Here is a 13,822-nt window from a genome sequence, read left to right as displayed (position 1 = left end):
ACTAGGGTTCAAAAGAAATGGAAGAAGCAAAATCACGATAAAGATACGTCTTTAGAGAACAGACATCTGGTTAAATTAGCTATTTTCATTATAGATTATGGCGGCATGCTCTTAGTCGCGTCATGTTGTTTTCTTAACTGCGAACAAAAGCTCGGAGCGTCTTGGTCACCCTAAGGCAAGAGGAAGCTCGACTAAAAGCGCCACATCCGTGGCAACGTCGAACTGACCCACGTCTTGTGAGCTGAAAGTTTGAACTCACAGTGGTGTTCTTGGCTCATGCGGGAGCTCACAGCTTTTCACCCTCAGGAGGGGGGAGGCGCTGAAGCTCGCCGAGACGTTTACTGACAAGGAATTGATATGTCGCCGAAACATTTATAAATTCTTACCTATTAAAAAACAGCAGGTTGCATGAACCCACTGTCTTTTTAATTTACTTAGAACTTACTTTTTCTTTTTCAGCCACTGCTGCTTCCATTCGCTTCCGATCACGTTCTAAAATTGGCTTTAAATATCTTCCTGTATAGGATGCTTTTTCATCAGCAATTTGCTCCGGCGTCCCTGTTGCAATAATTTGACCCCCGCGGCCTCCACCTTCTGGCCCGAGATCGATGAGGTAATCTGCTGTTTTAATCACATCTAGATTATGTTCAATAATTAGTACGGTATCACCATTATCAACAAGACGCTGCAGTACAGCCAACAGACGTTTAATATCATCTGTATGCAGGCCGGTTGTTGGTTCATCCAAAATATAGAAGGACTTTCCGTTGGAACGTTTATGCAGCTCACTCGCCAGTTTCACCCGCTGTGCTTCCCCACCGGAAAGCGTCGTAGCAGGATGTCCAAGCCGGATGTATCCTAAACCTACATCATACATGGTTTGGATTTTCCTTTTGATCTTAGGGATAGCAGCAAAGTAATCTAATGCTTCTTCAATTCGCATCTCCAGTACTTCAGCTATATTTTTACCTTTGTATTTCACTTCCAATGTTTCCCGATTGTACCGCTTGCCATGGCATACTTCACAAGGCACATACACATCTGGCAGAAAGTGCATCTCAATTTTTATAATTCCGTCCCCCCTGCAGGCTTCACAACGCCCGCCTTTGACGTTGAAACTGAAGCGTCCTTTCTTATAACCGCGTACTTTCGCTTCATTTGTCTGAGCAAAAACGTCTCGAATATCATCAAATACTCCCGTATAGGTTGCCGGATTAGATCTTGGTGTTCGTCCAATCGGCGATTGATCAATATCGATTACTTTGTCAATATGTTCAATGCCTTTTACTTTTTTATGTTTTCCAGGTTTTTGTTTCGCGCCGCGATAAATTTTCTTCGCCAGTGACTTATGCAAAATATCATTCACCAGTGTGCTCTTACCAGATCCCGATACACCAGTCACCACTGTCATCAGACCAATCGGAAATTTCGCGGAAACATTTTTCAAATTGTTTTGTTCTGCTCCGACAACTTCAATCTTCCGTTTGGATGGTTTACGGCGTTTCGATGGTAATGGAATAAATTTCTCACCTGATAAGTACTGACCTGTTAATGATTGTTTGTTTTCCATCACACTCTCCGGAGTATCACTGGCGACAATTTCCCCGCCATGCTCACCCGCACCTGGCCCTATATCAACCAGCCAATCCGCTGCTAACATTGTATCTTCATCATGTTCCACAACAATTAACGTATTGTCCAAATCGCGCATGCGTTTTAAAGAAGCAATCAGTCTATCATTATCACGTTGATGAAGGCCGATGGATGGCTCATCCAATACATAAAGTACACCTGCTAATGCAGAGCCAATCTGTGTCGCCAGACGTATCCGCTGTGCTTCTCCACCGGAGAGTGTTCCGGCAGTGCGTGATAATGTTAGGTAATCCAGACCGACATTGTTTAAAAAATCGAGTCGGTTATTTATTTCTTTTAAAATCATTTCAGCAATCTGCTGGTCTTTTTCCGTTAAATCAAGATGGTCAAAGAATTCATTTGCTTCTACAATGGACAAATCAGTTACCTTGCTGATATGTTTTCCGTTTAATAATACACATAAGGCTTCTTCTTTCAAACGGAAACCATCACATGTTGGGCAATTTTTCTGTGCCATATATTTTTCCAATGTTTCACGAATGAAGTCGGAAGTAGTTTCCCGATAGCGACGTGCAACATTATTAACGACACCTTCGAATTGAATCATATTATCTTTTACACTGCCAAAATCATTCTCATAATGGAAGTGAATTTTTTCCTTTCCACTTCCATATAAGATTTTATCCATTTTTTCCTTCGGGATATCTTTCACCGGGATCGTCATATCAATCCCGTAATGATTACATACGCTTTTCAATAACTGCGGATAATATTGGGAACTGATAGGTTTCCATGCCGCAATCGCATTTTTTTTCAGTGATATGTCCCAATCAGGGATGACCAAATCAATATCCACTTCCAAGTTTGTTCCCAGACCATCACATGTCGGACAGGCTCCAAAAGGACTGTTGAATGAAAACAACCGTGGCTCCAATTCTCCAATGGAAAAGCCGCAAATCGGGCAAGAATGATGTTCATTAAACATTATTTCTTCCTGTCCGATAACATCAACAATTATTTTTCCTTCCCCAAGTCCGAGAGCTGTTTCAATTGAGTCACTTAATCGACCGGAAATCCCTTCCTTTACAACGATACGGTCAACCACAACCTCAATCGAATGTTTCTTATTTTTATCCAGATCAAACTCGTCCGTTACCTCACGCATTTCATTATCCACACGAATGCGGACATAACCTTCCTGCTTTAGATTTTCAAAGGTTTTTACATGCGCTCCCTTTCTTCCTGAAACAACCGGAGCGAGAATTTGCATTTTCGTTCTTTCGGGAAATTCCAGAATCCGGTCAACCATTTGCTGTACCGTTTGTGATGTTATTTCGATACCGTGCTTCGGACAGGTAGGTTGACCGACACGTGCAAAAAGCAAACGCAGGTAATCATAAATTTCCGTTACGGTACCAACAGTGGACCGTGGGTTATTATTCGTGGATTTTTGATCGATGGCTATTGCCGGAGACAAGCCATCAATTACATCAACATCCGGTTTATCCATCTGCCCTAAAAATTGCCTTGCATATGCGGAAAGCGATTCGACATAACGTCGTTGACCTTCTGCATAGATCGTGTCGAATGCGAGGGATGACTTTCCCGATCCGGACAGACCCGTAAATACGACGAGATTATTTTTCGGAATCGTTACATCAATATCTTTTAGATTATGTGCTCTGGCACCTTGTATTTGAATAGATTTACTAGGCATGAATGATTCACCTTCCCGCATTTATTTTAAGCTCCTGCTTCCAGTTCGAGTATAATATCACGAAGCTCTGCAGCTTTTTCAAAATCAAGCGCTTTTGCAGCCTCCTTCATTTCTTTTTCCATTTGTTCGATTGCTTTTGTTTTCTCTGTTTTCGACAGTTTTGTTAAGCTTTTTGTCTTTTCATTGTATTCTTCCTGATCCTCGGCAGCAACCGTTGCACGAATTACATCACGGACTTCCTTCTTAATCGTAGTTGGTGTAATGCCATGTGCTTCGTTGTAAGCCATTTGTATTTCACGGCGGCGGTTTGTTTCATCCATTGCCCCTTGCATGGAATCAGTAATTTTGTCTGCATACATGACTACTTCTCCATTTTCATTGCGGGCGGCGCGGCCCATCGTCTGAATAAGTGAACGTTCAGAACGGAGGAAACCTTCCTTATCAGCATCAAGTATGGAAACAAGTGATACCTCAGGAATATCCAGGCCTTCCCTCAACAGATTGATCCCGATAAGCACATCATATTTTCCAACCCGTAAATCCCGGATCACTTCAATTCGTTCCAGGGTCTTAATTTCCGAATGTAAATAAGCTACTTTTATACCAATCTCTTTTAGGTAGTCCGTCAGATCCTCTGACATCTTCTTCGTCAGGGTCGTTACCAACACCCGTTCATTTCGCTCTGATCGTTTATTAATTTCAGTGATTAAATCATCAACTTGACCATCAATTGGACGAACATCAATCTTTGGATCCAGCAACCCTGTCGGACGAATAATTTGCTCTGTCATTTCCGGTGAATGCTCCAATTCATATGGGCCCGGTGTGGCAGAAACATAAACAAGCTGATGAGTTTTTTGTTCGAATTCCTGGAATGTTAATGGTCGGTTATCCATCGCGGAAGGAAGACGGAAGCCATGATCCACGAGCACCTGTTTTCTTGCCTGGTCACCATTAAACATTCCTCTAATCTGCGGCAATGTGGCATGTGATTCATCGATAATAACCAGGGCATCTTCCGGCAAATAATCAAATAAGGTATATGGTGTCGCACCTGCCTCCCTTAGTGTTAAATGTCTGGAATAGTTTTCGATACCTGAACAAAAACCCATTTCCTCCATCATTTCCAAATCATAATGGGTCCGTTGTTCCAATCGCTGAGCTTCCAGCAGTTTATTTTCTTTCCGCAACTCTTTTAATCGTTCTCCCAGCTCTTTTTCAATGTTTTTTATAGCTAATTTCAACTTTTCTTCCCGCGTAACATAGTGAGAAGCAGGGAAGATTGTTACATGTTCACGATCCCCGATAATTTCCCCGGTTAATGCATCTACTTCCCGGATTCGGTCAATCTCATCACCAAAAAACTCAAAACGCAGACAGCGCTCTTCCCTCGATGCAGGGATTACTTCAACAGAATCTCCGCGGACACGAAAGGTACCACGCTGAAAATTGATATCATTCCTTGCATATTGAATATCTACTAAATCACGTAATAACTGGTCCCTGTCTTTTTCCATCCCCATTCGTATTGAAAGCATCTGGCTTCCATATTCCTCAGGAGAACCAAGCCCATAAATACAGGAAACACTTGCAACAATCAGTACATCATCACGCTCAAATAACGAGGACGTGGCGGAATGACGTAATTTATCGATTTCATCATTGATACTTGCATCTTTTTCGATAAATGTATCAGATGATGGGACGTATGCTTCTGGTTGATAATAATCATAGAAACTGACAAAGTATTCTACAGCATTGTCCGGAAAAAATTCCTTGAATTCGCTGTATAATTGCCCTGCCAGTGTTTTGTTATGGGCAATGACCAATGTTGGCCGGTTTATTTCCTGGACAACGTTTGACATGGTAAATGTTTTACCTGTCCCTGTTGCACCAAGTAACGTCTGATGCCGCTGTCCGGCCTTTACTTTTTCTGTAATTTCTTTGATTGCGTTCGGTTGGTCACCGGCCGGCTCATATTTTGACACTAGTTCAAATTTATTTTCTTCCACAACGCAAGCCTCCGATCTCATCTATCACTAGTTTACCATATATAATTATCCATTTTAACATAACCACGAACGAATATTCGATTGTTTTGCATTTCAGCTCTACAAACATACTACCCTTAACGTTCAGAAAAAAATCATTCATATGTAAAAACCTTTTATCAATGAATCAAAGATAAAAGGCTTCCTTTTTATTTATCGTTTAATTATTTACTTTAATGCCACCAACTGTTCCATTCATGTTTGGCTGAACCGCAAATAAATACATAAAAAGCCACTTTCTGCTGTAAAGCGGCTTTTTATGAATTATTGCTTTTCAGAACGATGCGGTGCAGTTGTAAAGATAAGACCTAACTCATGATGATTATCTTCGTAAAATGCACCTTGCACAAATCGCATTTCACCGGAATCATCCAATAATTCAAGCTTAAAATAGGCTCCACTTTCCTGTAATGCATGATAAAACTCATATTTATTACTTACCCGTTTTCCATTAACTTTTGAAATTGTTTCTCCAACAAGGATATCAAGCCGGTGTGCTGGAGTTCCCGGTATGACCCCAAGTACTTTTAGTCTATTTTGTATTTGATGAAAATAAGGCTGTTCCAAACGATCTTTCAAACGTTGCCTATAATTTATATATTCCCTGCCTATAATTGCAACTAGCACAGCAGAGAGTGAAAGCCAGGATACATATACACTACCAATTGCTAAAAGCAGAACGGTCACTGCTAAATACAGGGTCGACCTTCCCAATTTTCTTGCTGCTTGCTGTGGCATACTTCCCATCACTTTATAATCAAAACCAATTAAAAATGGAACAAGCAAAATACCATAGGATTCACCACCCAGCGAAAAATATGGCCAGAACGGTACAAAAGGCGTAATCATGCCTGCCGGTACAAGTGTAAAAAATGGAATGATACTCATTTTCCTGATATGATGCTGTCCTGCCCATCCGCCGCGACTTCCAGCAGTAAGTTCTGGAAATGTCTCATTACGTTTTACCCTTTTAAGGAGTATGCTTTCAACCAGCAAAAAAACTCCCAATAAAATGACCAAACCGGTAAAATTTATTTGTGAAAACAAGTCTGTATTAATGTACGATTGATTCTCCATAAATGCCAGCAAAAATAAAAGCAATACATACGTTATTCCAATGGTATAACTTGCTGAGAGTAATGTGAATTTTAAGGTCAAACTCAAGATAATAATGACAATACTCAACAATAGAACTGTTTCATATGTAAATACCATACCAATGCCTAATGCTGCAACTGAAACAATAATACCGGTCACAATTGAAGGAACCCACGTGTTTTTCCATTCTGAAAATAGATCAAATACTTTAATACCAAAATGCTTTCGCTCTTTTTTTATTCGCTTATAACCTGTCAGAATGACTAATAAGAGAATCCAATAAAGCAACGGATTCAAAAATACCTTCCCAATGCCTTGCAGGATTTCGACACCCCATACCTGTGTCATTGACTATCACCTTCTTAATATAACTCATACTTTTAATATATTCGATACTTGTCGAATTTTCTCCTGCATGATTTATGTCTTTTTCTGCTAAAAATTGAAATCCGCGAGGGCGACCCGCGGATTTAATTATTAATATAATTCACTTAATGCTTTATCCATTTGCTGATCATCTTCCCCATCGCGGATCTTTTCAACAACTTTCGTTTGGATTATACTAGCTGTTTCTTCATCCACTTCTCCAGTTGTCTCAAGGTCATTATCAGCTTGAAACTCCTTTACTGCTTCTTCAGTTTCCTTACTAAAATAACCATCCGTACGTTCCGGATCATAACCCAATCCAGTCAACAGTTTTTGAATATTGCCGATTGCTTCAGCCGTTTGATCATAAGTCAGAGGCTCTTCAATTTGGACAGGATTGGTGTAAAAATACTCAGGTTGTGAAACTTCGATTGTAGGTTTCACGCCTTTTTCATTAATCCATTCTCCATTTGGAGAAAGCCATTTAAATGTGGTCAACTTAATGGAACTGCCATCACCTAATGGGACCGCTTGTTGCACGGTTCCTTTTCCATAACTATTCTGACCAACGACATCATTTCCCATTTCTTTCATGGCGACTGCAAGAATCTCGGAGGCAGAGGCACTCCCTTCATCAATCAGTACACTGATTGGATAATCTTTTTCCTTATCTAATTCAGAGTAATAAGGCACTTTTTCTCCGTTCTGATCTTCTATTTGCAGATACGGCATATCTGAAGGAACGAATAGTGCTAGAATTTCCTGCACTACGTTCAGCAAGCCTCCAGGATTTGCCCGGACATCAATAACCAAGCCTTCTATTCCTTCATCTTCCAGCATTTGTAATTGTTCTTCAAATTCCTTTCCCGTATTTTCAGAGAAATTCGTTATCTCCAGAATCCCCGTCTTCTTTCCATCAACTTCTTCGATTCGGTTATAAACCGTCTCAACCGGAATCTCATCTCGTACAAGAGTCACATCAAACGGCTCAGTAGTTCCTGATCGCTGGATTTCCAAAACAACCTCGGATCCTTTTTCCCCGCGTATTTTTGCAACAGCTTCATTCAGATTCAATCCTTCTAAGTCTTCACCGTTCACCGAAAGAACTTGATCGTTTGGTCTCAATCCGGCCTTTTCAGCAGGAGAATCTTTGATTGGTGCGACAATGGTAACTATATCATTTACCATACTAACTTCTGCGCCAATCCCTTCAAACGAAGATTCTATCTGTTCATTGAACTGTCCCATCATTTCAGCATCCATATAGGACGTATGCTGGTCACCAAGCGTCGCAAGCATACCCTCAATAGCACCTTCAATTAACTGCTTATCTTCCACATCTTCCAGGTAGTTTTGCTTTATCAGATTATATGCCTGATTTACTTTTTTCAGGTCTCCCGATTGCCCCGCTTCACCATCTTCATCTGTTGAGCCTTCTAATGCTTCAATGATATTGTTTTGGGAATCCTCCATGCCATCATTCTGTGCAAGTTGTACTCCGGCATATGCCCCGCCAAGACCTAAAACAAGAGCGGCCAACAAAATTAATACTATATGTGATTTTTTCAAATTCATATATTCACCCCGATTTATATGGTTCATGTAAAAGATTACAACGCTAGTTTAGCACCAAGCCTAACAGTAAACCTCTATATACACTTATGTGATAGGGAACTTTTTATACTTCCCAATCTGTCAATATAAAAAGCATACCATTATATTATCCTGATGACTATGGTTTTATCTTATCAATTATTTTAGATTGATTTCTAATAGCTTGGACTGCGATTACGCTTCCTACCGAAAAGTCTTTACAAAATGGGTGCTAATTCAGCGCTGCTTATTAGAAAACTTGGTTTTTGCAAAGTTTTGTGGCAAAGGCCTTAGCCCGAACTTATGCAGTAAGAAAGTTTTATGCTTTCTAAATTACCAAAAAAGGCATCACACCAAATTGGTAGATGCCTTTTACTTTTTATTTTAATTTTTATCTTAGATATGGCAATGGATTTACAGCATTGCCGTATCCTCCAAGATGCACTTCAAAATGTAAATGCGGTCCGGTGGAATTCCCGGTATTACCTGTTGCTCCAATCACCTGTCCTTGACTTACCTTCTGCCCACGCGAAACGGACATACTACTTAAGTGCGCGGAAACAGTTGTATAGCTTTTTCCGTTAATATGGTGGGAAATCATAATTACATTACCAAACCCGCCCATGCTTCTAGCCGTACTTACTACTCCATCCGCTGGTGCCTTTAAAGGTGTTCCGGTACCCACTCCAAAGTCAACACCCTTATGGTTTGTTGATCCTATACCACCTGGGGAGCTGCGGAAACCAAATGTGGAAGTTATACCGCCAGGAGCAGGTTTTATAAATAATCCACCACTGCTACCAGAGCTTGAACTCGGCTGGGTACTGGTGTTTGATCCGGAATTGGATTTTGGCTCGGAACTGGAGCTCGACTCAGTTGATTTTGTGGCAGCACTAGCTGTGCTTGACTTCGTTTGTTTCTTAGCTTCTTCCTCTCTTGCTGCTTTTTCTCTGGCCGCCTTTTCCTTTGCAAGCTGTTCAAGTTCACCCTTTTGGTCTTTTGCCATTGCTATTGCTTTCTTATTCGCTTCGGTTTCTGCAGCAATAACTTCCTGTTGCTCTTCCAGACTCAGCTTAGTCTCCTGGAGTTCACCATGTTCTTCCTCCAACTGGGCCATAAGAGTTTCATGTTCTGACTTTTGGTCATCCAATTGGTTTTTAAGTACGACAAGTTCTTCTTTCTGGCCTTCTAATGCAACTTTTTGTTCTTCTACTTCAACTTTGCTTGCTTCCACTTCTTTTTTATTTTCTTCTAACGCAATTTTATCTTCTTTTTGAGCTTCCATAATTGCTTTATCTGAATCCATGATTGTATTTACTGCTGAAGTTCTGCTGATAAAATCACCAAAGCTTTTAGAACCAAATATTACTTCTATGTAGTTCATGGAGCCTCCGTTTTGCTGTATCGATTGGAGACGGTCTTTTAAAAGCTTGTTCCGTTTTTCAATGCGTTCTTTCAAAACAGCAATCTCTTCCTTTAGTTCTTCAATACGGTTGCCTAATTCTTCTATTTCCTGATTTGTTGCATCAATTTCGTCTTCTTTTGACTGAATATCTCTTACTGTTTTTGTAAGATTCTCTTCAATGGAATTGATTTTCTGTGATACCGATTCTTGTTCATTACGGTTTTCCTCAATATCTTTTTGTGTTCCTTGTTTATCGTTTTCAATATTCCCCTGTTTATTATTAAGTTCACCCTGATTTTTCTCTAGCTCGTTGATTTCTTTTTCTAATTCATCTATTGATTCGGCTGAAACATTACTCGTATTTGCGGATACACCTGTTACTGCAGTTATTGCAACAAGCAAACCGGCTAAGACTTTCTTCATTTACTGTGTATTCCCCTTTCCCTCAATAAAAAAATAAACGTACTACATTTCTTTTTCTGTTCGTTTCTGTCAGATGTAATGCCCGCTTCCTCAAGCTTGTTTACGCTCGGGGGAAGCGGGCTTTCTTTATATTTAACTTTTGTCTATACTTTTAGGAATTTCCGTACACTCATCACGCTTCCCCATACACCAATTAGTGCACCGATTACTAGAATAAGCAGGGAAAGCTGCCAAGCAAATGGATCAAATGGTAATATCTCTACAAAATTAAAACTGATTTGCCCACTCAGATTGTTTTCCAGGTAGTAGTACCCTGTTAGAATCACAGCAACCGGAATAATGGAACCTAATATTCCAAGCAGCAGGCCTTCAACAAAGAATGGCCATCTGATAAATCCGTTTGTTGCACCAACCAATTTCTGGATACCTATTTCCCTGCTACGGGCCATAATCGTAATTTTAATTGTGTTTGAAATAAGAAAGATTGCCGTAAACACAAGTCCGACGATTAAAGCCAAACCGATATATCTTGCATACTGGTTAAACTCGAACAATTGTTCAACAACATCCTGTCCATAATTGACTTCCTGTACGCCTTCAATATTTATAATTTCTTCAGCTACAAATGCTGTCTCATCAGGATTGATTGCCTGTACGACATAGACATGGTTTAATGGATTGTCCTGTTCAAACAGCTGCCAGGCTTGTCCTTGCTCTCCCATACTATCAACAAGTTCGTTCAATTGTTCATCCCTTGATGAGAAAACAACTGATTCCACGCCACTAATGTCATTAATTTCATCACCTAACGTGGTGATTTGCTCATCATCCAATGTTCCATCAATCAGGGCATTTACCTGGACATCATCTTCAATATTCACTGCCATTTGGTTTATGTTTAAGATTAATGCCAGAAAAGCCCCTACTAAAATCAATGTTGTCGTTACTGCACCTACAGAAGCCACGGTCATCCACCCATTACGGAAGATATTTTTAAACCCTTCCCTAAGATGTCTTGAGAACGTTCTAAATTTCATAACCGTATTCACCTCTGTGCTCATCTCTTACAATAGATCCACCTTCAATAGCAATAACACGTTTCTTTATCGTATTTACAATTTCTTTGCTGTGTGTAGCCATAATAATTGTTGTTCCTTTTGCATTTATTTCTTCAAAAGTCCTCATAATTCCCCATGACGTTTCAGGATCCAGGTTCCCTGTCGGTTCGTCTGCGATAACAATTTTCGGGTTATTTACAATAGCTCGGGCAATGGAAACACGCTGCTGTTCTCCCCCGGATAATTCATCCGGGATAAAGCGCGCTTTATTTTTCAAACCAACTTGATCCAGCACATTCATCACGCGAGTACGGATATTGCCAGGGGATTCGCCAATAACTTCCAATGCGTAAGCAATATTTTCGTAGACTGATAGTTTTGAAAGCAGTTTAAAATCCTGAAACACAACACCGATTTCCCTGCGCAAGAAAGGAACTTTTTTTTCCTTCAGGTTGCTTAAGTCCCTTTCATTTATGATGATCGAGCCGTCTGTGGGCTTCACTTCTCTATAAATCAATCTTATAAACGTGGACTTCCCAGCTCCACTTGGGCCGACGATATACACAAATTCTCCCTGCTTTATATCAACATTAATACCAGTAAGAGCAGTAACCCCATTCGCATATGTTTTATATACATCATTCATTAATATCATTTATACATTTCACCTTTTTAATTTGTTGATGTTCTTTGCTGTCGAATCTTTGTTAAACATAAATCATTTATGTAGAAAATGGTATGTCTTTGTAATTCCTCATTCATTATAACATCAATCGACAGGTTTTTTAGATATAAAATTATTACATTTGTATTTCAAACATGTTATTTTTGTAACAAAAAGCCCGGTTCATGGAAGTACTCCCATGAACCGGGCTTGTGTAAATATTTCAATGCCTTATTCCATTCCTGCCAACCAATTCGATAATGTATCCAAATCTTCACCGGATACATTCTGCGCTGGCATGCTTCCTGTTCCATTCTGGATGATATCAGCAATTTCATCTGCAGAATAATTTGATCCTGCTGCCGTTAAATCAGGTCCCATTCCACCTGATAAATCAGCGCCATGACAGTTAGCACAGTTGCTTTCGTAGATTTCCTCAGCAGCTGCAGTGTCTACTGTTGCACCGCCATCTGCAGATTCTTCTGTGCCAGCATCATCATTTCCATTATCTGCGGGTTCTTCTGAAGCACCATCGTCTCCTCCACCGCATGCACTTAACACGAGTGCCGAACCAAATAAGACAGTGAATAACCATTTTTTCATACGAAAATCCTCCTATCCATTTTCCTAAAATATATCACACTTATTATAACCCTCTTTTAAAATTTTAAAACTAAATTAGTTTCTATGTTCAGAGAGAAAATTAATCAATCCATTTGCAAACGCAGATATGCATCAATCAACGGATCAATTTCACCATCCATGACACCTTGTGTATTACCTATTTCACGGTTTGTCCGATGATCTTTTACCATCGAATACGGATGGAAGACATAGGAGCGAATTTGGCTTCCCCATCCTATTTCTTTCTGCTCTCCACGGATGTCATCTAATTCCCGCTGCTGACGTTCGATTTCCTGCTGATACAATTTTGATTTCAGCATCTTCATCGCTGCTTCACGATTTTTAATCTGGGAACGTTCATTTTGACAGGTCACGATTGTTCCCGTTGGGGTATGTGTAATCCGAACAGCTGAATCGGTCGTATTCACATGCTGGCCACCCGCTCCACTAGCTCGATAGGTATCTATTTTAATATCCTCTGTTTTCACTTCGATATCGACATCATCCGGCATTTCCGGCATTACTTCACAAGAGACAAAGGAAGTATGCCGCCGCCCGGATGAGTCAAATGGTGAAATACGCACTAAACGGTGAACACCTTTTTCCGCTTTTAGATAGCCATAGGCATTATTCCCCTTTATGAGCAATGTCACACTTTTCACACCGGCTTCTTCACCTGGCAGATAATTCAATGTCTCTATTTTAAAATCTTTGTTTTCTGCCCAACGCTGATACATCCTAAGCAGCATGCTTGCCCAATCCTGTGATTCCGTTCCGCCTGCACCAGGATGCAGTTCAAGTATTGCATTATTCGCATCATATGGGTCACTTAAGAGCATCTGGAGTTCAAAATCGTTCATTTCCTGCAAAAGCAAGTTTATATCTTTGTTAAGTTCTTCATATAATTCCTGATCATTTTCTTCCTTCACAAGTTCATAAGACACTTCCAGATTTTCTAATGTTTCTTCAAGCGTTTCAAAACCGTTTACATAACCTTTTAACCCATTCGTCTCATTTATTACCTTTTGTGCTGTATCCTGATCATTCCAGAAATCCGGATTAGCCATTTGTAAATCCAACTCTTTAATGCGGACTTTCTTATCTTCTAAGTCAAAGTGACCCCCTAAAGTCATCGATTCTTGAACTCATTTTATCCAGTTCATTTCTTATTTCTGCTAATTCCATTCCACTCACCTCTGAATATATTTTCGTTTACCACAGGAGGAGGGC

9 protein-coding genes are annotated in these 13,822 nt (G+C 40.1%); all 9 read right to left on the bottom strand.

Features of this window, described 5'->3' with window-relative positions; genetic code table 11:
• Positions 1–430 precede the first annotated feature (430 nt).
• The 9 genes from uvrA to prfB all read right to left on the bottom strand — a co-directional run bounded on the left by uvrA (position 431) and on the right by prfB (position 13,777).
• Complete coding sequence (gene uvrA / locus ACZ427_RS04995; protein WP_461178505.1) at positions 431–3,310, bottom strand: excinuclease ABC subunit UvrA; 2,880 nt, start codon at positions 3,308–3,310, stop codon at positions 431–433.
• A 26-nt stretch (positions 3,311–3,336) separates the two neighbouring features.
• Positions 3,337–5,322: an excinuclease ABC subunit UvrB gene (uvrB, locus tag ACZ427_RS04990; protein ID WP_461178401.1), complete on the bottom strand. Its 1,986-nt coding sequence runs from the start codon at positions 5,320–5,322 to the stop codon at positions 3,337–3,339.
• A gap of 303 nt (positions 5,323–5,625) precedes the next feature.
• Positions 5,626–6,807, bottom strand: a complete 1,182-nt coding sequence (locus ACZ427_RS04985; protein WP_461178400.1) for a PDZ domain-containing protein — start codon at positions 6,805–6,807, stop codon at positions 5,626–5,628.
• A 129-nt stretch (positions 6,808–6,936) separates the two neighbouring features.
• Positions 6,937–8,400 carry a S41 family peptidase gene (locus ACZ427_RS04980; protein WP_461178399.1) on the bottom strand — a complete coding sequence of 488 codons (1,464 nt, stop codon included), beginning with the start codon at positions 8,398–8,400 and terminating at the stop codon, positions 6,937–6,939.
• 409 nt (positions 8,401–8,809) lie between these two features.
• A complete protein-coding gene (locus ACZ427_RS04975) occupies positions 8,810–10,246 on the bottom strand; it encodes a murein hydrolase activator EnvC family protein (protein WP_461178398.1) in 1,437 nt (478 codons plus the stop codon).
• 143 nt (positions 10,247–10,389) lie between these two features.
• Positions 10,390–11,283: a permease-like cell division protein FtsX gene (ftsX, locus tag ACZ427_RS04970; RefSeq protein ID WP_461178397.1), complete on the bottom strand. Its 894-nt coding sequence runs from the start codon at positions 11,281–11,283 to the stop codon at positions 10,390–10,392.
• On the bottom strand, positions 11,273–11,959 hold the full coding sequence (gene ftsE / locus ACZ427_RS04965) for a cell division ATP-binding protein FtsE (RefSeq protein ID WP_461178396.1): 687 nt from the start codon (positions 11,957–11,959) through the stop codon (positions 11,273–11,275). The genes ftsX and ftsE overlap by 11 nt, the downstream gene beginning before the upstream one ends.
• 240 nt (positions 11,960–12,199) lie before the next feature.
• On the bottom strand, positions 12,200–12,571 hold the full coding sequence (gene cccB, locus ACZ427_RS04960; protein ID WP_461178395.1) for a cytochrome c551: 372 nt from the start codon (positions 12,569–12,571) through the stop codon (positions 12,200–12,202).
• Between the two features lie 104 nt (positions 12,572–12,675).
• A protein-coding gene (gene prfB / locus ACZ427_RS04955) for a peptide chain release factor 2 (RefSeq protein ID WP_461178394.1) occupies positions 12,676–13,777 on the bottom strand; the annotation gives its coding sequence in 2 pieces (ribosomal slippage) (positions 12,676–13,704 and positions 13,706–13,777; 1,101 coding nt in all).
• Between the last annotated feature and the right edge of the window lie 45 nt (positions 13,778–13,822).

Source organism: Virgibacillus ainsalahensis, assembly GCF_055380755.1.
The sequence above is the reverse complement of the archived record's forward strand: the minus strand, read 5'-3'. Positions and strand labels throughout refer to the sequence as shown.

Coding starts and splice junctions, on each gene's coding strand:
- uvrA (WP_461178505.1), bottom strand. CDS start 3,310: ATGCCTAGTAAATCTATTCAAATACAAGGTGCCAGAGCACATAATCTA.
- ACZ427_RS04985 (WP_461178400.1), bottom strand. CDS start 6,807: ATGACACAGGTATGGGGTGTCGAAATCCTGCAAGGCATTGGGAAGGTA.
- ACZ427_RS04980 (WP_461178399.1), bottom strand. CDS start 8,400: ATGAATTTGAAAAAATCACATATAGTATTAATTTTGTTGGCCGCTCTT.
- ACZ427_RS04975 (WP_461178398.1), bottom strand. CDS start 10,246: ATGAAGAAAGTCTTAGCCGGTTTGCTTGTTGCAATAACTGCAGTAACA.
- ftsX (WP_461178397.1), bottom strand. CDS start 11,283: ATGAAATTTAGAACGTTCTCAAGACATCTTAGGGAAGGGTTTAAAAAT.
- ftsE (WP_461178396.1), bottom strand. CDS start 11,959: ATGATATTAATGAATGATGTATATAAAACATATGCGAATGGGGTTACT.
- cccB (WP_461178395.1), bottom strand. CDS start 12,571: ATGAAAAAATGGTTATTCACTGTCTTATTTGGTTCGGCACTCGTGTTA.